The sequence below is a fragment of the Streptococcus sp. Marseille-Q8145 genome (assembly GCF_965112035.1).
Map to the genome: position 1 here is coordinate 117060 of NZ_CBCOPQ010000002.1, position 20348 is coordinate 137407.

The 20348-nt window shown below is 44.5% G+C and carries 21 protein-coding genes; 8 read left to right on the top strand and 13 right to left on the bottom strand.

Going from position 1 to position 20348, the window contains the following annotated elements:
- Both ACWPVL_RS03865 and ACWPVL_RS03870 read right to left on the bottom strand, forming a co-directional pair.
- Window positions 1-603, bottom strand: a complete 603-nt coding sequence (locus tag ACWPVL_RS03865) for a DUF3796 domain-containing protein (protein WP_454387044.1) — start codon at window positions 601-603, stop codon at window positions 1-3.
- Between the two features lie 150 nt (window positions 604-753).
- Entirely contained in the window at window positions 754-1614 is an 861-nt protein-coding gene (locus ACWPVL_RS03870) for a cation diffusion facilitator family transporter (RefSeq protein ID WP_454387046.1), read from the bottom strand.
- 169 nt (window positions 1615-1783) lie between these two features.
- Between ACWPVL_RS03870 and ACWPVL_RS03875 the strand changes: the two genes are divergently transcribed.
- From ACWPVL_RS03875 to ACWPVL_RS03890, 4 genes are all read left to right on the top strand, one after another.
- Entirely contained in the window at window positions 1784-2305 is a 522-nt protein-coding gene (locus ACWPVL_RS03875; RefSeq protein WP_371609648.1) for a TetR/AcrR family transcriptional regulator, read from the top strand.
- 76 nt (window positions 2306-2381) lie between these two features.
- The gene (locus tag ACWPVL_RS03880; RefSeq protein WP_454387049.1) at window positions 2382-3554 is read left to right on the top strand and encodes a CynX/NimT family MFS transporter; all 1173 of its coding nucleotides are present in this window, start codon (window positions 2382-2384) and stop codon (window positions 3552-3554) included.
- Window positions 3555-3786: 232 nt separating this feature from the next.
- A complete protein-coding gene (locus ACWPVL_RS03885; RefSeq protein WP_223368134.1) occupies window positions 3787-4533 on the top strand; it encodes a DeoR/GlpR family DNA-binding transcription regulator in 747 nt (248 codons plus the stop codon).
- 41 nt (window positions 4534-4574) lie between these two features.
- Window positions 4575-5402, top strand: coding sequence for a Cof-type HAD-IIB family hydrolase (locus ACWPVL_RS03890; protein ID WP_314043715.1), 828 nt, complete (start codon window positions 4575-4577; stop codon window positions 5400-5402).
- Between the two features lie 30 nt (window positions 5403-5432).
- Here the strand turns inward: ACWPVL_RS03890 and ACWPVL_RS03895 are convergent, their stop codons facing one another.
- Genes ACWPVL_RS03895 through ACWPVL_RS03920 form a run of 6 tightly spaced genes read right to left on the bottom strand, consistent with a single transcriptional unit; the run spans window position 5433 to window position 10405 of the window.
- A complete protein-coding gene (locus ACWPVL_RS03895; protein WP_454387052.1) occupies window positions 5433-5912 on the bottom strand; it encodes a GNAT family N-acetyltransferase in 480 nt (159 codons plus the stop codon).
- 24 nt (window positions 5913-5936) lie between these two features.
- Window positions 5937-7208, bottom strand: coding sequence for a D-alanyl-lipoteichoic acid biosynthesis protein DltD (gene dltD, locus ACWPVL_RS03900; RefSeq protein WP_454387054.1), 1272 nt, complete (start codon window positions 7206-7208; stop codon window positions 5937-5939).
- Window positions 7201-7440: a D-alanine--poly(phosphoribitol) ligase subunit DltC gene (gene dltC / locus ACWPVL_RS03905; RefSeq protein WP_005591431.1), complete on the bottom strand. Its 240-nt coding sequence runs from the start codon at window positions 7438-7440 to the stop codon at window positions 7201-7203. The genes dltD and dltC overlap by 8 nt, the downstream gene beginning before the upstream one ends.
- Before the next feature lie 21 nt (window positions 7441-7461).
- Window positions 7462-8706: a D-alanyl-lipoteichoic acid biosynthesis protein DltB gene (gene dltB / locus ACWPVL_RS03910; RefSeq protein ID WP_454387057.1), complete on the bottom strand. Its 1245-nt coding sequence runs from the start codon at window positions 8704-8706 to the stop codon at window positions 7462-7464.
- Window positions 8703-10253 carry a D-alanine--poly(phosphoribitol) ligase subunit DltA gene (dltA, locus tag ACWPVL_RS03915; protein WP_454387059.1) on the bottom strand — a complete coding sequence of 517 codons (1551 nt, stop codon included), beginning with the start codon at window positions 10251-10253 and terminating at the stop codon, window positions 8703-8705. The genes dltB and dltA overlap by 4 nt, the downstream gene beginning before the upstream one ends.
- 20 nt (window positions 10254-10273) lie before the next feature.
- Window positions 10274-10405: a teichoic acid D-Ala incorporation-associated protein DltX gene (locus ACWPVL_RS03920; protein ID WP_005591428.1), complete on the bottom strand. Its 132-nt coding sequence runs from the start codon at window positions 10403-10405 to the stop codon at window positions 10274-10276.
- A gap of 266 nt (window positions 10406-10671) precedes the next feature.
- Here ACWPVL_RS03920 and ACWPVL_RS03925 point away from each other — a divergent pair, with 266 nt between their 5' ends.
- The 4 genes from ACWPVL_RS03925 to ACWPVL_RS03940 all read left to right on the top strand — a co-directional run bounded on the left by ACWPVL_RS03925 (window position 10672) and on the right by ACWPVL_RS03940 (window position 13548).
- Complete coding sequence (locus tag ACWPVL_RS03925; RefSeq protein ID WP_454387062.1) at window positions 10672-10998, top strand: PadR family transcriptional regulator; 327 nt, start codon at window positions 10672-10674, stop codon at window positions 10996-10998.
- On the top strand, window positions 10985-11584 hold the full coding sequence (locus ACWPVL_RS03930) for a DUF1700 domain-containing protein (protein WP_454387064.1): 600 nt from the start codon (window positions 10985-10987) through the stop codon (window positions 11582-11584). The genes ACWPVL_RS03925 and ACWPVL_RS03930 overlap by 14 nt, the downstream gene beginning before the upstream one ends.
- A complete protein-coding gene (locus ACWPVL_RS03935) occupies window positions 11577-12476 on the top strand; it encodes a DUF4097 family beta strand repeat-containing protein (protein WP_454387066.1) in 900 nt (299 codons plus the stop codon). Before ACWPVL_RS03930 ends, ACWPVL_RS03935 begins: the two co-directional genes overlap by 8 nt.
- Before the next feature lie 118 nt (window positions 12477-12594).
- On the top strand, window positions 12595-13548 hold the full coding sequence (locus tag ACWPVL_RS03940; RefSeq protein WP_454387068.1) for a S66 family peptidase: 954 nt from the start codon (window positions 12595-12597) through the stop codon (window positions 13546-13548).
- Window positions 13549-13587: 39 nt separating this feature from the next.
- On the opposite strand, the gene ACWPVL_RS03945 is transcribed toward ACWPVL_RS03940, so the two are convergent.
- From ACWPVL_RS03945 to ACWPVL_RS03965, 5 genes are all read right to left on the bottom strand, one after another.
- On the bottom strand, window positions 13588-14838 hold the full coding sequence (locus ACWPVL_RS03945) for a S41 family peptidase (RefSeq protein ID WP_454387070.1): 1251 nt from the start codon (window positions 14836-14838) through the stop codon (window positions 13588-13590).
- A 105-nt stretch (window positions 14839-14943) separates the two neighbouring features.
- Complete coding sequence (locus tag ACWPVL_RS03950; RefSeq protein WP_454387072.1) at window positions 14944-16194, bottom strand: carbohydrate-binding domain-containing protein; 1251 nt, start codon at window positions 16192-16194, stop codon at window positions 14944-14946.
- 18 nt (window positions 16195-16212) lie between these two features.
- Window positions 16213-16893 carry a DUF4956 domain-containing protein gene (locus ACWPVL_RS03955; protein WP_045499982.1) on the bottom strand — a complete coding sequence of 227 codons (681 nt, stop codon included), beginning with the start codon at window positions 16891-16893 and terminating at the stop codon, window positions 16213-16215.
- Window positions 16886-17611: a polyphosphate polymerase domain-containing protein gene (locus ACWPVL_RS03960; protein WP_454387074.1), complete on the bottom strand. Its 726-nt coding sequence runs from the start codon at window positions 17609-17611 to the stop codon at window positions 16886-16888. Before ACWPVL_RS03960 ends, ACWPVL_RS03955 begins: the two co-directional genes overlap by 8 nt.
- Window positions 17612-17852: 241 nt before the next feature.
- Window positions 17853-20252 (bottom strand): YhgE/Pip family protein, encoded by a 2400-nt coding sequence (locus tag ACWPVL_RS03965; RefSeq protein ID WP_454387076.1) that lies wholly within the window; start codon window positions 20250-20252, stop codon window positions 17853-17855.
- Window positions 20253-20348 lie beyond the last annotated feature (96 nt).

The following is a 20348-nucleotide window of genomic DNA, read 5'->3' on the forward strand; positions in this document are numbered from 1 at the left end:
TTAACCTCTCTTTTCAAATAAAAAGAAGATAAAACCAAAGAGCAACACCAAAACACCAATCATGATGAAGAATATTCCGGCATTGACCGTGATAGATCCTACATTAGCACTAATCCCTGCAAGCACCAGTAAAGTTGCTATGCAGATGACAAACATCAAAGTCGCTGCTTTTGCTAGATTGGCATAAAAGCGCTCGTCTGCTCTTTCCTTGACTTTTTTCAAAGCAAAAAACAGAAGAAAGAGAAACTGGATAGCCAGGAGGCCTCCCAAAGCAATGTACTTTATAAAGGGCGGATTGGTGCTCGGAGTCCACAACCAGATTCCGACAGTATAGATAGAGGTTGCCGAAAGAGTCAATAGATTATAAAATTTCATGGTCAGATCATAGACCTGCTTTTCTTGAACTTCTTTCATCTTCTTAGGCCATGGTTTCATGTGAAACCAAGACCAGATACTTATAAGCTGACCTATACTTACCAAACCGACAATTACCCATTTGGCTGGCCAGTTGAGATTGCTGGGAGCAAGGAAAATAGTAAAATCAATAAAGAGAGCGGTGGCAACCATCAAAATGAGGCCACCCATTTTTTGACTTTTTTTCATGATAGACTCCTTTTAACATGTTAGAAATACTTAACACTTTTATGTTATAAATATATCACACACAAGAATAAAAGACAAGCATTTATGTGCTGTTTGGGAAAATTTTTTATTTCCGCAAACAAAAGCCCAGAATTTCTCTGGGGAGCTGGCTTATTCTTTACCAATACAATATTCTTGGTGTTCCTGCAAGCTTTCATCGGTCTGAATGGTCACTTTGGAAATGCCATAAGCCAAGAGCTTTTGGCGTAGGACAATCTGCGTTTCAGCTAGCAAATTGGGATTTTCCAGACAGATATGAAGCATGGCATATTTTTCCAAACCATCTGTCGTCCAAACATTGAGCTGAGTGATAGCTCGCACGTTTTCCAGCACTGCTATTTCCTGATAAAGCTGACTGAGATCCACATCGCTGGGCACATGGTCTAGGAAGATCTGGATATTCTCCCAAAATTTTGGCAGAGCCTTACTGAGAATAAAGCCTGCGATGACGAGAGAAAGCAGCGGATCCAGGAAATACCAGTCGGTGAAGCGCAGGATAATAGACACTCCGACAACTGCTAGCCAGCCCAAGATATCCTCAAGAAAATGCAAGCTAAGAATGGATTCATTGTGACTGTGCCCGTGGCTGATTACTCTGCTAGCTGCTGTATTGACGGCAATAGCGACAATCCCCAAAATCAACATGCCATCATAATTCACCTTCTCAGGAGCGAATAATTGGGGGATATTTTCCACGATGACCAAGGTCGAACCGACCAGCAAAATCACTGAGGTCAAGAGAGCACCCAGCAGGCTGTAGCGTTTATATCCTAGGGTATAGTTACGGTCTTCTTTTTTTGTGGAAATCTTCTCAAAAAGAGTCGATAGGCCAATAGCCAAGGCATCTCCTGTGTCGTGAATTGCATCCGCTAAGACAGCACTAGAATGAAAGAGAAGGCCAAAGATAAATTCAATAATGGCAAAAGAAAAATTCAAGAGAAAGGCAATGGTCATATTTCTACTGGATTTCATGTGAGCCTCCTTATTTATTTTCCTAAAAGAATGCGATTTATGGTATAATCTAATCAATACCGAACACTCTGTTCAATTATATTATCCACTATTATCAGAAAGGAAACAAGAGCCAGTTCATGCCCTTTGTCTCTTAGCAGACAAAAAGCTCTTTTTGTACGGAATTTCCATGGATAGACGAGTAAAAAAATCACGCGCAGCTATTTACCAAGCCTTTATCAGCCTGCTCAATCAGAAAAGCTACGAAAGCATCACCGTTCAGGAAATCATTGATCTGGCAGATGTGGGCCGCTCCACCTTCTATAGCCACTTTGAGACCAAGGAAACCCTGCTGGAGGAACTCTGCCAAGATCTCTTTCAGCATACCTTTATTGAGCGTTCTGAAGGACGCGATTTGTTTGAAGCGACAGCCCATATTTTCCATCACTTTCGGAAAAATCAGGATCGGATAGCCACCCTCCTCTTGGCTAAAAATACTTATTTCATCAACCGCTTGAAAATCGAGCTAGAGCGCTATCTCTTTCCCATGATTGAGCAGACATTATTGCAGAAAAAAAGTCATCTGCCGGACAACTTTTTAAAAAATTATGTGACATCAACTTTTGTGGATACGGTCAGCTGGTGGTTGCAGCAACGAAATCAGGTTGACGAAGAAACGATTTCTCACTATTTTCTGGACTTGATGGACTAAGCCGCAATTCACCTATCATTTTCTAAAAAGATATGGTATAATCGTTCCTTGACGTACGAAAGGAGATTGACTATTTATGAAAAAAGAACACTCACCATTTTTAATTCCAGGTATAGTGATGATCGGGATAGCACTGCGGGCTCCTTTTACTGTTTTGCCTATCGTTCTGACAGACATTGCGGAGGGGCTACAGGTTCCAGTTAGTTCCCTAGGCCTCTTGACCAGTCTGCCTTTGATCATGTTTGCCCTCTGCTCGGTCTTTGCTCCGCGCTTAGCACAAAAAATGAGCTTGGAAAAGCTGTTTGCACTTGTTTTACTCGTGCTAACTCTAGGCTCTCTGATTCGCGTATTTAATCTTCCCTTACTCTATACGGGAACTATTATTTTAGGAGCGGCTATTGCTGTCTTAAACGTCCTTCTTCCGAGCTTGATTCAGGCCAATCAGCCGCATCGTGTCGGTCTTTTGACAACTCTTTATATCACATCGATGGGACTGTCAATCACGATTCTGTCTGCTCTGGCTGTTCCCATCGTTCAAATGAGCTCTTGGCAAGGTCTCATTTGGGTATCAACCTTGATTTGCTTTGTGATTTTTCTGGTTTGGCTGCCCAATGTCAAATATAGCCATCGCTTGGCGGCTAAACAGCAAGGAAAGCAAGGGCAAGGAGCTCTTCTAAAAAATCCAAGAGTCTGGGCCTTGATTTTATTTGGCGGCTTACAGTCACTACTCTTTTATACCAGCATGACTTGGTTGCCGACTTTAGGACAACAAGCCGGTCTTTCTACTGATACGACAGGCTTACTAGCAGCCGTCTTTTCTCTGATTAGCCTGCCCTTTTCAATGACAATTCCTAGTTTGACAGCGCGCTTGAAGGCTCGTCAACGTCTGATTATGATTAGCTTGGTTTCTGCGGCAGGTCTGATCGGTATTACCATGCTCTTGATTCGGACAGATTCCTTTGCTTATTGGCTGATTCTTAATCTGCTCATTGGTATGTCTGTCAGCGCCCTCTTCCCCTATCTCATGGTGACCTTCTCCCTCAAGACCTCTACACCTGCGCAAACGGCTCAACTATCTGGACTGGCTCAAACTGGAGGATACATCCTAGCCGCCTTCGGCCCAAGCCTCTTTGGCTACAGCTTTGATTTGTTCCATTCTTGGACACCAGCCATCCTCATCCTCCTCGGACTGACCGTTATCATGACCATGAGCCTCTTTTACATAGAAAAATTTGATAAAATTCTATAAAACTTCTGATTCTCCATCAGGAGTTTTTTGCTGCCAAGTTTCTTGTAATTTCCGAAATTTGCTTGAAATCATCTTTCCTCATCTTATCTGCTTGATTTTTTTGATTATAACATAGTTTCAAAAGGACTTTTCTTATTTTCGACAAAATAACTTATATTTCATTATAAAAACTTGTATATGCTTATAAAATGAATTATAATGAACTTATAAAGTAGCAGAAAGGATGAGAAAGATGTATCAAGAGCAGCGACTTTCAAAGATGCTGGAACTTTTGGAGGATAAAGGACAGCTGGCAGCTAAGGACATGGTGGATTATTTTCAGGTTTCTAAAGACACTATTCGCCGTGATTTCTCAATTTTGAGCGAGCGAAAACTGGTCCAACGCACCCATGGCGGGATTATTCCTTTGGAAAATAGTCGGCAAATTCCCTCTTTCAACGACCGTATCGACCAACTAAACCAAGAAAAAAAGGCCATCGCTCACAAGGCTCTGGACTTTCTCAAACCCAATCAAGTCAATTTCTTTGATGTATCAACGGTGGTTCTCAAGCTGGCTCAGCAAGTTCAGCAACCGATGACAATTTTTTCTCATTCTTTGGATAATGCCATCATGCTGAGTGGTCAAGAGCAGATTGCTTTCCATCTTTTAGGTGGAAAGTTCTATCCGAGAAATCGTTTTTACTACGCCCTCAATGAAGCCGAGCAGCTAAGAGATATCTCTTTTGATCTAGCCTTCATCGGAGCTGCAGGGCTAAACAATGGCCAAATCAGCTTTGAAGATCAAGAAGATACCTATCTGAAGAAGCTAGCTCTCAAACAGGCCAAGATAAAGATTCTGCTGGCCGAGCAGGCCAAAGTTAAGAAAGAATCAACCTATATTTTAGGAAATATCAGCGATTTTGACTACTGGATCACCGATCAAAAACCTAGCCCTGAGCTAGAAGCTCTTCTGGCTGGGAAAGTCACCATTATTTACTAGCTCGACAAGATTTCATTTTATGGTTTACGGAGGAAGCGACCATGACCAAGCAAGATATTCGCTTGATTATCAGCGACATTGACGGCACAATTCTCGATGACCAGCACCAAGTAGATTCGCAACTGAGGGAGCAGATTCCCTTGCTGAAAAAAGAAAATATCCCCTTTGTCCTAGCCTCTGCCCGCTCTCCTCTGGGCATGGAGCCAATTGCGCGCGAGCTGGGACTGGGTGATACCCCTCTGGCCTGCTACAACGGTGCTCTGGTCATCAAGGGTGACCCGCAAGATTACGAGACCATTATCGAGCATCCATTGGATAAAAAAGAAATCCGCACTTTTCTGGAGTTGGTCAAAACTAAGTTTCCTAGTGTTTCCATCAATCTCTACTCTGGTAAAGATTGGATTGCTGACCGTTTGGATAGGTGGGTGCAAATTGAAGCTGAGATTACAGGTGAGCAGCCTTTTATTCAAAATGTTCTGCTGCCTGTTCTAGATGTGCTCATTCCAGCCCATAAGTTGCTGTTGATTGATGATGCAGCTGTTATCCAGCAGCTCCATGCCTACTTGCAAACGATGGATTTTCCAAATACAGCCTTCTACCTGTCCAAGGACAACTATTTGGAAGTCACACATAAAGAAGTGTCAAAAGAGCAAGCCCTTCTGGAAGTGGCCAAACACTACCAGATTCCGCTGGAACAGGTCATGACAATTGGAGATAACTTCAATGACCTTCCGATGCTGCGACTGGCTGGTCTGGGAGTTGCCATGGGCAATGCCCCTGAAGCAGTTAAACTCGAGGCAACAGCCATCACTAAAAGCAACAACCAGAACGGTGTCGCAAAAGCTATTGAAAAGTATGTTTTACTATAATGCAAAAAATCTGCCCTTGAGCAGATTTTTTTATTGATGGTAATCATAGGCAAGGCGAGGGCTGCCATCTGGCAAATAAATCGTGCCACACTGGCTAAAACCGTAGCGGCGAATGGCTGCCTGCATCGGCTGGTTATCCGCATGCGTATCGATGCGGAGATAGGAAATTTGCTGCAGACAAAAGTCAAAACATTGATGAGCCAGACCCTTGACTTGTCTATTTGAAGCGATACGATGGATTGTACCGTAAGGCTCTGAAAAATGCCAAGCACCTTCAATCTCTTGGTAGGTCGGATCTGGTCCGATGATGAACGCAAAGGTTCCAACAACTTGCCCAGCCTCTTCAAAGACATAGCAGTGGCCCGCCCGAATATCTTCCTCTACCAGCTGATGATTCGGATAGGAAGCCGGCCACTGACTGGGATTTCCCATAGTCCGCATAAACTCCCTAGCCTGATCAAAAATTGCTAAAATCGCTGGGATATCCTGCATTTCCGCCAAGCGAATCATGTCTTCTCCTTCCAGCCTATTACCTTATTTGACAAATTCCTCGTAGTTCCCCGTGTAATTAGCCCACTCCTTACTAAAGAATTTTTCATTGATCTGATAATTCGGAGCAGGCTGAGGATTAGACACAAAAGGATCGACAGCCTTGTCGAAAGCCAGCCATCCATTCCAGCCCATGTGGATCGTATCCTGCATAAAGTAAGGCTTATCGCCGTCCTTAGAAAAGTCTGCAATATTTGTAAAGCCTTGACTCTCCAGCTGGAACTTAATCTTCTCAACTGTCCGCTGATACATCTCTTCACTCAACCCAGTATAGGCCATCCATTTGGCATTGACCGGTGGAATGACAAAAATGACATTGGTTTTTGATTTGGCAAATTGCTCCAAAACCAGCTGCAAATCATTGTACTCGGGAGACTTTTCGTAAGACTGCTTGGATTGGAAGCCTTTGAACTTCTTGATTTTTCTGGCCAAACGTTTCTTATAAAAGTCATTATCGATCCCTAAATCATTGTTATTAGTCTGCTTGACAGCATCTGCCGTAGCCAGTTTTTCCAATTCTTCATAGGAGAATTCATCCGGAAGACGGGAAAGCTGAGGCAAAACCTTCGTGTCATAGTTGCCATTATTACCAGCAGCAAATGTACTGAAAAATGCATCCTCCCGCTGATAAATCCGACTCATAGTATTGATATACTGCTGCTCAAAAGAAGTCAGTTGGCTTCCATCAGCCACTTTCCTGACAATATCCCCCATAGCAATGTTGGGATAGAGCTGCAAAAGCCGCTGGGCTGCATACTGAGCGCCTACTCCACCGTCCTGCCAGCTAAGAAAACCAGCTAGCTGGTCGCTATTGAAATACTGCTGAAAAGCTGCTGCATCATAGCCTTTTTTAGTAAACCATTGCGGAGAAACGACATAGACAGCCGTCTTATTTTCCAGCTCAGAGGTCATCTGCTGCATCCCAAAATATTGGTTGAGCGAAGCCGCCCCCCGCTGCCCTAGAAAATAAGGTCGGTAATTGCGGTCATACTTCTCGGCCAAAACAGCTGGGTGCATACTGTCAAAGCGCAGCCATTCGCTGGAGCCAAAGTAGGGCACAAAACGGGTATCTTGATCTGTCAGGGCCGTCATTTTTTTGCTACGGCTTTTGAACGTTTCTGCTGTAAGAGTCACAGCTGCCCGCTTCTCTGCTTCCACATCATGCTTTTTCTCAAGCGGATAGAAGAAAAAGAGCAGAGCGACCATGACCAAGGCGCAGAAGACCGGCCCCAGAATCAGCCAGAGTCGTTTAAGCATTACGAAGCTCCGTTACGCCTTCAACAATTTTATTGGCTGTATTCCAGTCATCGCGGCCAAACTCTGATACTGGCACACGGATGTCAAAACGGTTTTCCAGCTCAACAATCAGCTCTACTGTTCCCATACTGTCCAAAACACCAGCATCAAACAAATCCTCGTCCATCATGTCCGAAACATCTTCCATAAATAATTCGTCAATAATTTCAATTACTTCTGCTTTTACATCCATTATAGTTTCCTCGTTTACATTTTATTTTTTAAACCAAAGGTCATTCAAAAATCCTGAGAAGATCAAGAATGAGAACATGACAACATGGAAGGTGATAACAACCCCCAGCGCTTGGGTCCACTTGTTGTCAGGCAGGGCTGGCAGTCCCTTACTTTTACGCTCTTTATTGATGGTCTTTTTCTTACGGAGCCAAGCGTCATTGACCACCAAGCCCAGACCGTGGAAGAGACCATAGGCGATATAGTACCAGGTCACACCATGCCAGAAGCCCATGACCAACATATTGATTATATAGGCTACACTGGAAGTCGTATTGCGGTTTTTAAAGACCTTGTTGCGCATGAGCACCATAACCAAGCGCATAAAGACAAAGTCTCGGAACCAGAAGGACAGGCTCATGTGCCAGCGATTCCAGAATTCCTTCAAATCGCGTGAAACAAAAGGCTTGTCAAAGTTGATAGGGCTCTTGATTCCCATGAGATTAGAAATGGCCACCGCAAACATCGAATAACCAGCAAAGTCAAAGAAGAGATCCAGACCAAAGACATACATGACGCCTAGCGTTCCCAGATTGAAGAAACCGCCAATATAGAGGGCATAGGTCTTGACGTGCCCTAAAATCATGTGGCCAAAGATATGGGCCAGGACAAACTTATAGAGAAAGCCCAGCATGATATACTTGACCGACTGCTCCAGCATATCCAGAAGCTCATCGCGCTCTGGTATTTGGAGATAATTTTCATTGAAACGCTTGAAACGATCAATAGGGCCACTAGAAAAAGTAGGCATAAAGAGCATAAAGCGGAGGAATTCCCAGAGACTGAAATCAGTCAGCACGCCATCCCTCAGCTCAATAATCATACCAACTGAGCGGAAGGTCAGATAGGAAATTCCCAGAAAGCCAAAGAGTGATTGATGGCCACTGATAGCTGGCTCGACCTTAACCCAGAATAGGGGCAGAACCGCCAATGCTGTATGCAAATAAAATATCCACTTGCTATCCCGCTTTTTGCGGTAGAATTTATAAGAATAAATCCAGACCGTCTGCCAGACGACATAAAAGAGCAGGGCATAAAGCTGCGCTAGACTAGGCCCCGTCAACATCAAGACAATAAAGACCAAGCTGACCAAGGCTTCATAGACCGGGAAGCGTTTTTTAAAGAAAAGTCCGATAAAGATTGGCAAAACAGCCAAGATAAGATAAAGGAAATACTGTGGGTCTCCGTAAGGCTCCAGATGAGGAAGCTGTTTCAAGAAATCCATCATGACTTGTTGACCTCACTAATCAGCCCCTTGATATCAATCTTACCGTTTGGTGTTAGGGGCAGAGATTCCCGATAGAGGAACTTAGATGGCATCATATAAGACATCATGATATCCTGTAGATCCTCTTTGATAGCCTTGGTAATATCGATTTCGCGGTCAAATTGCTCTGCAACACCGTCTTTCAAAATAACGTAGGCCAATAAGTTTTGAACCTTGTGATCCTTATTATAACGTGGTACTGCTACTGCCGCCTCGATATACTTGGATTTATTGAGGTTTTGAGATACGTCCTCTAGCTCGATGCGATAACCGTTAAACTTAATCTGGAAGTCCATACGACCGCCGTAGAGTAGGAGACCTTCATCAGTCATCGTACCCACATCACCTGTATGATAGGCCGGTAGCCCTTCAAACTCAAAGAAGGCTTCAGCTGTCTTTTCAGGATTGTTGAGGTACCCCTTAGATACAGCTGGTCCGCAGACAATAATTTCACCCTGCTGACCATTTGGCAATTTTTGCCCATTCTCATCAATGACAAAGGTTGGTGAATCCGCCTTGGTATAGCCGATTGGCAGACGCTTGAGGGTCGCTAGCATCTCATCCGTGATGGCAACTGCAGACAGAGCCACCGTTGCTTCGGTCGGGCCGTAAGCATTGATAATACGAGCCTCAGGGAAACGCTCCCGCAATTTCTGAGCTGTCTTGACCGTCAGCTCCTCTCCGTCAAAGTAAAAATGCGTAATGCCTGGCATTTTTTTGCTGTTAAAATCTTCCGAAAGCATGGCCATATCCGCAAAGGACGGTGTAGAAGTCCAGATTGCTACAGGCAGGCTGAGAATCGCTTCAAATAGCTGCTTGAAGTCCTGAGTCAGACTAGAAGGCAAGGCATAGAGAGTTCCCCCCAGCGCCAAAGTCGGTGCCCAGTACATAACTGACAAGTCGAAAGAATAAGGCGGTTGCGCCAGCATTTGCGGACGGCTCGGTGTCGCAAATTCCTTGTCTGTAATCATCCAGTTGGTAAAGCTGAGCAGGTTATCATGAGAGATTTGCACACCTTTAGGTTTACCAGTCGTACCAGAAGTAAAGATGATGTAGTAATTGTCATCACCCTTGACTGGATGGTTCATCTCATAGGTACTCTTTTCTGCGTAAGCCGCTCGGACCTCTTCCAGACTGAGAATGGCTGCATCTGTATCAGCCAGCGGAAAATCCGCAATGGCAATAATCAAGCTTGGCTCAGCTACTTCCACGATAGCAGTCACGCGCTCCAAAGCTGAATGACTATCAATAGGAATATAGGCATGACCTGCTTTGGTCAAAGCCACAAAAGTAGCCAGCATTTCATACTCCTGACCACCGTAAACAACGACGGGTGACTTGGGAGCCAGCCCCAAGCTATCAATCTTAGCGGCCAATGCATCGGAGTCTGCCTTTAGATCCCCGTAGGTATGAACTTGTCCGAGGACATTGTAGACAGGGAAATCTGGCTGCGTCTGAGCAAAGTGCTCAATTGCTTCAATCATATCTGTAATTGCTGTATTTGACATGTGTATAGTACTCTCTTACATTAAAATTCATTGTAGATAAAGCCACCTTGACCTTGACCAAGATAACTAAAGAAATAAAGCAGGGCTACGAAAATCACAAAGTATAGCAATGTCTGCCCTACAAACTTATAAATCGTCTTATATTTCGTCATTTCATTCACTCTTATCTTTTTTTAGATAGACATAGATTATTTTACCATTTTATAGAGAAAGATTTCAATATAAAAGCTCTAATTTATGTAAAGTTCTTGTAAGGAAATAAAGAGAAAAAGAGTTACTTCCCTTATCTTTCAAGGATGAAATCCTTTTCAAATTTTATAAGTAAAATTTCTATATATTACTTGACTTTTAGTTCAAAAGAGATTATCCTATATATAGAAAGTTTATATATAATATTTTTATATATAGGAGGTAGTACATGTATTTCCCCACATCTTCTACCCTGACAGAATTTCTGATTTTAGCGATTTTAGATAAAGAAGATTCCTATGGCTACGAGATTAGCCAGACCATCAAGCTCATTGCCGATATCAAGGAGTCCACGCTTTATCCTATCCTGAAAAAATTGGAAAAGAGTCAGTATTTAGAGACTTACTCTCAGGAATATCAAGGTCGAAAACGAAAATATTACTCTCTGACCCCAACAGGTCAGAAACAACTGATCAGCCTCAAAAATGAATGGGAGCTTTATACCAGCATGATTAAGGGCATTATCGAAGGGAGTGTTCGCCATGACAAGAACTGAATATCTAGCCCAGCTAGAAAAATATTTAAAAAAATTACCAGCAAAAGACTATCAAGAAGCTATGGACTACTTCACCGAGTACTTTGACGAGGTCGGTCCAGAGGGAGAGGCAGCAGCTATAGCTGAGCTGGGTAGTCCCAAAGAAGCGGCTCACGAGATTATCATCAATCTTCTGGACAAGAAAATAGAAGAAGACAGCCAAGAAGCTGACTCTGTCAAAAATAGCAAGCAGATCGTCCAGATTGCTATTCTATCCATCTTGGCGGCTCCACTAGCAATTCCTCTATTAATTTTGGCTTTGACTTTGATTTTTACTTTCTTCCTCCTCATCAGTGTCTTTGCTTTTGTTATAGCCGTCTTTGCTTTTGCTATGTTTGCCATAGGGGCTAGTCTGATTTGGGACAGCCTGACTCTCGGCATGACCACTTCGATTCCTGCTTTTGCCCTTAGTTTGGGTATGAGCCTTTTAACCTTGGGGCTGGCTGGACTCTTCTATCTCAGCATTGGTCCTATCCTTCGCTTTATCAAACTGAGTTTTGTCAAACTCGCCCAAGCCTTGGCACGGAAAGGAGGCCGTCATGTCTAAAGTAAGAAAAACCATACTCAGTATTACTGTCGCCGCCTGTCTACTAGGAGTAGGCCTGATATTGGTCGGTCTAGCCAGTGGTGGTCTGCAGGATCTGGTGAGGAGCTCAGCCGCTAGCACCAAGATGGCCAAGCAAGAAGAAACCTATGGCAATATCCATTCCTTAAATCTAGACCTGAGCAACCGCTCGGTTGTGATTGAAGAATCGCCCGATGATAAGGTTCACTTGACCTATTATCAAGGAGACGGCAAGACAACTGAAAAAATCAGTACCAAGGCTGAAAACGATAGTCTATACATTAAGGAATCCAGCTTTTTTATCAACATTAACAGCGGCCTACGCTTTTTACTAGGCTTGATAAATGGAGATTTGGAAAGGACTCAACAAATCACTCTAAGCCTACCTAAGGGAAGGAACTTGGAGCAGGTTAAGGCCAGTTTAGCTAACGGCAGCCTATCAATCAATGAACTGACAATCAAAAAATTAAAGGCCGATCTCAGCAATGGCTCTATCGAACTCAGTCAGAGCCAAATTAAGAGCGGTAGCATTGAAAGTGCTAACGGTAGCATCGAGCTAGTCCAAACCAGCCTGACCGATACACAAATCAGTCTCTCCAACGGTAGTATCACTAGTGATAAACTAACCCTCAAGGGCAATATCAACATGTCCAGCAGCAATGGTTCCATCGATCTCCATCTCGCCGAAGAGACCTACAAAACCATCTCACTGGACCTGCAAACAGATCTAGGTGACATTGAACTGCCCAAGGACATGCAGACCAGCCACGACCAAGAGGACTTTATCGGAGATCGAGTCATCCATACCAATGAACAGGCTCAAGCCAAGCTGACCGCCCGCACCAGCACCGGCAGCATTGAGATTAGTCATTAAAAATAGAACGGAGCCTGATTGGTTCCGTTTTTTATGGTTATTTTCTCTAACCCCACCTTTACTTACTATAGCCTTTATGTTATGATACTCTATAAAAAATTATCACAAGGAGGTTTCTATGAAAAAACTCACATCTGGCATGCACATTCGGGTCGTCAGTCCCTCGTCGTCAATCGAACGCCTTGGTGGCTTTGAGGCCAATTTAGCCGCCAAGGAGCGCTTGGAAAAGCTAGGATTTACCGTGTCTTTTTCGGAGCATTATCTGGAAAATGATATGTTAGATTCTGCCTCCATTGAAAGCCGCGTGGAAGACATTCATGCTGCCTTTTCGGATGACTCCGTTGATGCCATTCTGGCCACTATCGGCGGTTTCAACTGCAATGAGCTCCTGCCCTATCTGGACTTTGAGTTGATTGCTAGAAATCCTAAGATTTTCTGCGGCTACTCAGACACAACAGCCTTGCTTAACGCTATCTATAGCAAGACCGGCATGAAAACCTACATGGGACCGTCCTACTCCAGCTTTAAGATGGATGCCCTGCAGGACTATCAGACCGAGAGCTGGCTCAAGGCCGTCAGCCAGACTTCTTATGAACTGACTCCTAGTGAAAAATGGGGCAGTAATGCTTGGTATCTGCCAGATGCGCCACTGACCTTCCATGAGACGGAGTGGAAAGTTTATCACCACGGGCAAGCCCAAGCCACTGCTATCGGCGGCAATCTCTCCACCTTCTCACTCCTGCGTGGAACACCCTATGCCCCAACAGATGAAAACTATGTCCTCTTTGTTGAAGAGGCCGAGGAAGATGATTATGTGGAGTTTGACCGCAATCTAGCCGCCCTCCTTCAGGCCTATCCTAACCCGCAGGCTCTTCTCATCGGCCGCTTTCCAAAAGAATGCCAGATGACAGAGGAGCTGCTCCTTTATATCTTGGATAAACATCCGATTCTCAAGACGATTCCCGTCCTCTATGACTTGGACTTTGCCCATACTCAGCCACTCTTTACCATCACCATCGGTGCTCAAGTGACGGTGGATACAGAGAAGATGTCTATCAAAATTGATGAATAAACATGAAACGACCTCCAAACAAAAGGTCGTTTTTGATATCTAAAAGTCATGAATCATCTCTAAACAGCGCTCCAAATCCACATCCCGCTCCAGATGCTCAACTGTCCAAGGAATAAGGATGTCTGGTTCAATCCCCTTGTCTGTCATCCCCTGTCCCTTATCAAGTGCTAGAGCGCGTGAAGTTGGAAAGTTCAAACTATAGTCACCATAATCTACCTGACAGCAGTTGGAATAATCTAGTATTCCAAGAGTCGGGCGCCCCAGAACCGTCACCTTAGGAAACCCTTTCATCATCTGGACAAAATTGTCTCCCGACGAAGCACAGTAGACATCTGCCAAGACAAAAATCTTCTCAGGATGGCTTCCTCCTTTCACATTAGGAAACATTTCCCTGTCCTCGCCTCCAAATTTGACATAGCCTTTACCCCGATTGGCCTGCAGATCTTGCATGATTATCTCCAACAAATCCTTCGTCTCCTGATTAATCCCTTCCTGCTGCACGTAGACTTCAAAATCTTTCAAACGCAGGTCAACATTTCGCTCTGTGTAGAGAATTTCCATCCCTTCATCAGTCCAGTCCAAGTCAGAATAGACTTGCCCCTCAGAAAGAGCATAGTGGAGCAGGGGAAAATACAGCGAGTCCATCCCGCCAGTATTTTGACGGACATCAATCACCAGACAAGCAGCTCTCTTGATAGTATCTTGTGCTTCCTGATAGAGTTTGTTGATGGCTTTCTCGTTCCTAAAGTCATCCAAACGGAGATAAATAACGCCCTTTTCTAACTCTTTCCATTCAAATCGACTCTCTATGGGATTCTGGCTAGGCTCAACTGAAAGGATTTGCTCTGCTCCTGCTCGCAAAACAGTTACTTGCCTAGCTTTTGAAATCAACTCGCTCCACTCACGGTAGTTTCGCTCGGGCGTTGAACTGGTAAAATACGCTCGGTGCATCCTATAAAACTCTTCTAGATGCTGTCCATCCAGTTTCACAATTTGATCTCCCGCCTGCAAATTCGTGTCCGCATTAGCCTGCTCAACATAAAGTCCTTGGATTGTTGAACGTAGAACAAAACCTTTTGGCTTAGCATATTTCTCCCGAAAAGCTACGTGGCCAATAACTCCGAAGCTAGCTAGATAAGTCTGAACCTGATAAAGAAAATCCTTTTCACTCATATCGTCTGAAATACATTCGCGAAAACCAGTCGGATCCGCACCGACAATATCCTTTTTAGTTGCCGAATCTTGGGTCATAATCGAAACAACATCTTCAAAAATAGCCGTTTTTCTCATCGTATTGCTCCTCTTCATTATTGAGACCAGTATATCATTTTTGTACATTTTATGCCGATTTAAACAAAAAAATCTAAGCACAATCTCTGCTTAGATTTTTTCTAATCAATGTCCACTGGGACCGCCACCTTGTCCGCCTGGGGCACCACCGCCACCAGGGCCATCTGCTGTGATTTCGGTTCGGGTTTGCCCATTGACCGTGATAGTCCCGCCCGTATAGGTAGCCTTGCCATCAAAGTCAAAGGCAGACACAGTGGACGTGATAGCTAGGTTTCCGCCTGTCATGATGATATCGCCGTTGGAGTCAAGGGCGTCTGTATCGCCTTGGCCGACCTCAACCTTGATGTCACCTCCAGTAATCTTGATGAAAATCTCAGCCCCAGTCGCTGTACTAGCCGCATTGATTCCATCATCCGTCGCATAAAGGTCAAGTGTACCGCCGTTAATCGTGACATTTGTTCCCTCTAAAGCTTCGACACTGGACTTGACTGTGATAGTACCACCGTCGATCACCGCTGCATTGCTAGCATGAAGGCCGTCATCGCCAGCATTAATCGTAATGGTCCCAGACTGGATATAGAGATTTCCGAGCGAAGTGTCCTCGTCATTATCTGCGTGGATCGCATCCTCCGTTGCGGTAATATCCAGACTAGCCTCCTTGATGTTGATGGCATCATTGGCTGACAAGCCATTCTTGTAGCCTTTAATCGTATAAGTCCCGCCTGTGATGCGCAGGTCATCATTAGACTCGACTGCGTTACCATATTTTCCTTCAATGGTCAGACTGCCTGAGCCGTTAAAGGTCAAGTCGTCCTTGCTGTAAATGGCCGCATCGTAGTCAGTATTGGCGTGATTGGCTGAGTCAGAAATGCTATTCTTGCTGCCTTCAGCTAGGGTAATGAAGGTTTTATCCGCATTTTCTACCACAATCGCTGCATCCGTCCCTGTCATGGTCACACCATCCAAGACGATTTGCACCTTGTCTTGATCGCCAGCCTTGACAACAATCTGCACATTTTCACTACTGCCAGAGAGGACATAGGTTCCAGCTGCCGTAATGGTCACTGTGGAGCCAGAAACGCTCGCTCCGTCACCAGATGTCTTGGCTGTAGAGCCGCTCAAGCTAATCTTGGTCGCTGTCGACTCATCATAAGAAGCATCCTGATCACGGTCCGTGAAATAGCTAGATGTATCTGTCTTTGTCGTACTGGTAGCTGTTTGAGTGGTCGTGGCACTAGCACTCGTGCTAGTGCTGGACTGGCTGGTCAAGCTGCAAGCTCCCAAGGTGACAGTCATTAGCGCTAGGGGCACCATTATTTTTATTTTCTGAAATATTTTTTTCTTGCCTGTTTTCATGATTGACCTCTTTCCTAGTTATAATTCATTTTCTTTCGTGATATAGCGGCTGATGGCAATCTCTAGATTTCCATTGCGCGTGCGTAGAGCGTCAATGAGTTCTTTTTCGGTCATTCGACCATTCAGCTGAATGATGTATTTAATCTTGAACAAACTCCCCATATCAGATGTTTTGACATTAGCCAGTTCAACATGATTGGCAGCTTTGTTGAAAATATCATCAAAAATGCTTTCATAGTCCAGACTTTCTGGTATGACGATAGTCAGCTGGCGCATGGAATGCTTCATCTGCCCAAAATTGACCACCTCAAGCAGCAGCATGGCAAGCGACATGATGAGGGTAAAGACGGTCGCAAAGACCAGATAGCCCATTCCGATAGCAATCCCGATTGTCATGACTAGGAAAATGGACACCAGCTCCTTGGCCCCTCCCGGTGCAGAACGGAAACGAATCAAGCTGAAGGCCCCCATGACGGCAACCCCTGCTCCCAGACTTCCATTGACCAAGAAAATCACAATTGCAATCAAGGTCGGCAAGAGCGCCAAACTCATCACAAAGGATTTGCTGTAAACTGTCTTAAACTGGTAAACCTTGGCAATGACTAAGCCCAAAAGCAAAGACACTCCGATAGCCAGCATCATCATGGCTGGATCTACGGCCGTATCGGTAAAAATATCATAAAATAAGTGACTAAGCATGATTTACAACTCCTTTATAGTCTGTCGTTTTCTTGTAAGCAACCCCGTATTTGGAAAAGGAGCTTGGGAAGACCTGATGGCGATCCAAAATCTCACTCAGCCAGAGCGGATAGGCCCCTGGCACCTTGACTTCCATAATCACATGATGATCTGGTAGAAGATTTTCCCCATAATGGCCATGCAAGAGGCTCAAATCATCGTTGCGGTAGGTCAAATCGTGGTCAATGGTAATCCGAACATTGGGATCCTTAATCCCCTTCATAGAATAACGATTATAGTAGATATACATCATGGGCTGCAGGCCACCGTAGCGCTGACCCAGCCAGTCGATTTCCTCACGAATCTGACAATCTTCAATCTTACTGTGATCGCCCTCCAAGTAAGCCTCTGCAGCGACTATATCTGTCGAAATGCGGCGCTTGTAGACAATCTTGCGCACTTTTTTCTTGATTTCCAAAAAGACTTGACTGTCTTCTTTCGGATTTTCATCGTAGGTCCGCACGCGCAATTTTTCTTTAAAATAAGGCTTTTCTAAGGACTCACGAATCATTTGATAGGTCGGGGTGTCGTAGTAAAGATTATGGATGGTCGAGTAAGCATGCTCATCCTCCACCAGATGGCCTTCAAACTCGGTCAATAAATCGGCCAAAGTTTCTTTGGAAATAATGTATTTGGTTTCAAATCGTTGAAATTTATCTTTAAATGTTTTTTTAGCCATGGATTCTCCCCCTGTCTTTCTTGTAACTAGAGCCATTTTACGGATGAAAACTTAAAGCAAGGCTAAAGAAAACTTAAAGAAAACAAAACATTCATATTTTCATAGCGAATAAAATAGATTTGTGGAGAAAATCTACACAGCAAAATTCTCTACTGTTTCACGTGAAACAAAAAAACTTGGTTCTGTTCACAAGACCAAGTTATTCCTTTCGAAGAGAAAATAGTCTGCGCTCTTCTCTATCTTAAATAATTTCTTTCTTATCAGGGCGATAAGCTATTGTACCTAAAGCCATGAAAAGTAGTAAAGTCGCAGTCAAGAAAGCTAGTTGGCCACCGATTTGACCATTCATCGAGATCGTTTCCCGCAGTCCTGACACCGCATAGCTCATTGGCAAGATTGGATTGATCATTTGGAAGATTTTCGCCGTCAGGGGCAGCGGATAAGTACCAGCGCTAGAAGCCAGTTGCAGGAGCAAGAGGATCAAGGAGATAAAGGCACCGACCTTACTATCCCAAGTGACCAGAGTCGTCACAACCGCCATAAAAGCCATGCTGGCTAAAATAGTCAAAGCCAGCGTCATCCATTCGTAGTTGGCCTCAAGACCAATCAAATGAACCGCTCCATAAACCAAGATACCTGCCAAAACAGAAATCAAGCCATTGACTTCCAGACGAGCCTTGAGCCAAGCTTTGCGAGAAGCTGGCACCTGACCAGAAGGGAGCGTGCCGAAAATAACATTGGTCGAAATAGCCGCCACAAAAAGAGCAACAGAAATCATGTAGGGAGCCATACCAACACCATTTTTACCAACTTGATCTTTATCTGTCTTTTTCAGCTCGACAGGGCCAGCCAAGGCAGCCGCATTGTCCTCTGTCACTGAAAGCTCAGACAATTGACCCTTGGCATCTGTCAAGCCTGTATTTAGAGTCTGGGCACCGACTGACAAGTCTCCCAGCCCACTGTTCAAGGTGAGACCACCATTCGCTAACTGCTGAGAACCATCCGCCATTTGAGTAGCACCTGTAGATAATGTTTGCATCCCTGCGACCAAAGTAGATGATTTATCATGTAATTGAGAGAGGCCTGAGCTGATTTGACCGATTCCTGAAGTCACTTGGTCATTATGGCTCGCTAGGTTAGCTGCTCCTTGAGAAAGCTGATCGACACCTGTAGTATAAGCGGCTACTCCCTGAGCTACTTGAGAAAGGCCACCTGTATAAGCCGTAATGCCTTGAGAAAGGGTCGCTGAACCAGTGCTGGCAGAGGATAAAGCTTCATTTACTTGACCTAGGCCACCGTAGAGACCACTAATCATAGCTGAAGCTCCCGGCAGGACTTGGTTGGCTGCCGCCGACAGCTGACTTGCCTGACTGCTGGCTGTTTGCAGTCCTTGCAGATTCGTTTGGATAGCTTGGACTTCCTGTACAATAGTTGCCGCTGCACTACTGCTAGAATCAGCACCACCTGCTAGAGCTGATTTTAGTTCTTCTTGCTCATCGGCAGAAAGTTTTTGGTAAGCAGCTGTTCCTTCCAAAGCTGCCATGGCTGCTGCCCGATCACTTTGCGCACTACTTGCCAAAGACTGCGCGTTGGTCGCAATCGTTGTGAGAGAAGCCGCAATTGTTTCCGTTGGCAAGCTCGTTCCTGATGTGGCATTCTGAATAGCTGTATTGAGCTGATCTAGACCTGCCGTCAACTGAGCAACCTTTTCTTGGTTAGTCGTAACACTGCTATTAACGGAGGATTGCAGTTCTGCCAAGCCGCTGTTTAGGCGCTCCACACCAGCGACTAATTCCTGTGAATTACCCGTCAGTTGGTTGGTTCCATTCAATAATGTTTGTGACTGAGCGGTTAATTGACTGGCACCAGCTGAAAGCTGCCCAACTCCATCTGTATATTCCGTCATCTTGCTAGTAAAAGTTGGCAAGCCGGCATTGATCTGAGCCACTCCATTTGTGTATGCTACCAGACCTGTTGACAGCGCTGTGGCTCCATCTGAGAAAGTGAGGCTAGACTGAGCTAGACTTTCCAAGTTAGTAGACAGCTTTTGGCTGCCGTTTGCTAATTCCTGACTGCCTTCGGCCAATTTAGCTGTGCCATCTGCGGCTGTTCCAAGTCCACCTTTTAGCTTATCCATACTCGCAAAAAGGCTTGTCACATAGCTGTTTGTAATCTTCTGACTGACCGATTGCTTCATCGAAGTCATGGCAGAATCGCTCATTTTGCTGGCGATAAAACTATGACCACTGGATGTTTGGTAGTGGATCGTAACTTGCTTAGGCTGATTGCTCAAAATACTAGCCGCATTTGCTGACAGATCCTTAGGAAGAGTCACCACCATGTAATAGTCGCCCTTTTCCAATCCCTTCTCTGCCTGATCCTTATCCACAAAATGAAAATCCATCGCTGCATTTTTCTTCATATCTTGAACCATATCTGACCCAATGGACAGGTCTTGTCCATACAGGCTCGCCTTCTGGTCCTGATTGACCACCGCTACTGGCAAATCAGAAAGTTTGCCATACGGATCCCACATGGAGCTCAAAAAAATCACATTATACAAGGCTGGAATTAAGGCAAGCCCCAGCATGACTACAATAATCTTCGGTTTTTTGAAGATCGCTTTCCATTCTTTGAACATCTTTTCTCCTTTTTTATACACATTGTCTAAAAATTTGATATAATAGATTATACACAATAAAAAAATTAAGGCAAGCAGAAAATTCTATTTTTGTAC

Excerpts from the sequence above, each read along its gene's own strand:
- ACWPVL_RS03865 (WP_454387044.1), bottom strand. The coding sequence starts at position 603 with ATGAAAAAAAGTCAAAAAATGGGTGGCCTCATTTTGATGGTTGCCACC.
- ACWPVL_RS03870 (WP_454387046.1), bottom strand. The coding sequence starts at position 1,614 with ATGAAATCCAGTAGAAATATGACCATTGCCTTTCTCTTGAATTTTTCT.
- ACWPVL_RS03875 (WP_371609648.1), top strand. The coding sequence starts at position 1,784 with ATGGATAGACGAGTAAAAAAATCACGCGCAGCTATTTACCAAGCCTTT.
- ACWPVL_RS03880 (WP_454387049.1), top strand. The coding sequence starts at position 2,382 with ATGAAAAAAGAACACTCACCATTTTTAATTCCAGGTATAGTGATGATC.
- ACWPVL_RS03885 (WP_223368134.1), top strand. The coding sequence starts at position 3,787 with ATGTATCAAGAGCAGCGACTTTCAAAGATGCTGGAACTTTTGGAGGAT.
- ACWPVL_RS03890 (WP_314043715.1), top strand. The coding sequence starts at position 4,575 with ATGACCAAGCAAGATATTCGCTTGATTATCAGCGACATTGACGGCACA.
- ACWPVL_RS03895 (WP_454387052.1), bottom strand. The coding sequence starts at position 5,912 with ATGATTCGCTTGGCGGAAATGCAGGATATCCCAGCGATTTTAGCAATT.
- dltD (WP_454387054.1), bottom strand. The coding sequence starts at position 7,208 with ATGCTTAAACGACTCTGGCTGATTCTGGGGCCGGTCTTCTGCGCCTTG.
- dltC (WP_005591431.1), bottom strand. The coding sequence starts at position 7,440 with ATGGATGTAAAAGCAGAAGTAATTGAAATTATTGACGAATTATTTATG.
- dltB (WP_454387057.1), bottom strand. The coding sequence starts at position 8,706 with ATGATGGATTTCTTGAAACAGCTTCCTCATCTGGAGCCTTACGGAGAC.
- dltA (WP_454387059.1), bottom strand. The coding sequence starts at position 10,253 with ATGTCAAATACAGCAATTACAGATATGATTGAAGCAATTGAGCACTTT.
- ACWPVL_RS03920 (WP_005591428.1), bottom strand. The coding sequence starts at position 10,405 with ATGACGAAATATAAGACGATTTATAAGTTTGTAGGGCAGACATTGCTA.
- ACWPVL_RS03925 (WP_454387062.1), top strand. The coding sequence starts at position 10,672 with ATGTATTTCCCCACATCTTCTACCCTGACAGAATTTCTGATTTTAGCG.
- ACWPVL_RS03930 (WP_454387064.1), top strand. The coding sequence starts at position 10,985 with ATGACAAGAACTGAATATCTAGCCCAGCTAGAAAAATATTTAAAAAAA.
- ACWPVL_RS03935 (WP_454387066.1), top strand. The coding sequence starts at position 11,577 with ATGTCTAAAGTAAGAAAAACCATACTCAGTATTACTGTCGCCGCCTGT.
- ACWPVL_RS03940 (WP_454387068.1), top strand. The coding sequence starts at position 12,595 with ATGAAAAAACTCACATCTGGCATGCACATTCGGGTCGTCAGTCCCTCG.
- ACWPVL_RS03945 (WP_454387070.1), bottom strand. The coding sequence starts at position 14,838 with ATGAGAAAAACGGCTATTTTTGAAGATGTTGTTTCGATTATGACCCAA.
- ACWPVL_RS03950 (WP_454387072.1), bottom strand. The coding sequence starts at position 16,194 with ATGAAAACAGGCAAGAAAAAAATATTTCAGAAAATAAAAATAATGGTG.
- ACWPVL_RS03955 (WP_045499982.1), bottom strand. The coding sequence starts at position 16,893 with ATGCTTAGTCACTTATTTTATGATATTTTTACCGATACGGCCGTAGAT.
- ACWPVL_RS03960 (WP_454387074.1), bottom strand. The coding sequence starts at position 17,611 with ATGGCTAAAAAAACATTTAAAGATAAATTTCAACGATTTGAAACCAAA.
- ACWPVL_RS03965 (WP_454387076.1), bottom strand. The coding sequence starts at position 20,252 with ATGTTCAAAGAATGGAAAGCGATCTTCAAAAAACCGAAGATTATTGTA.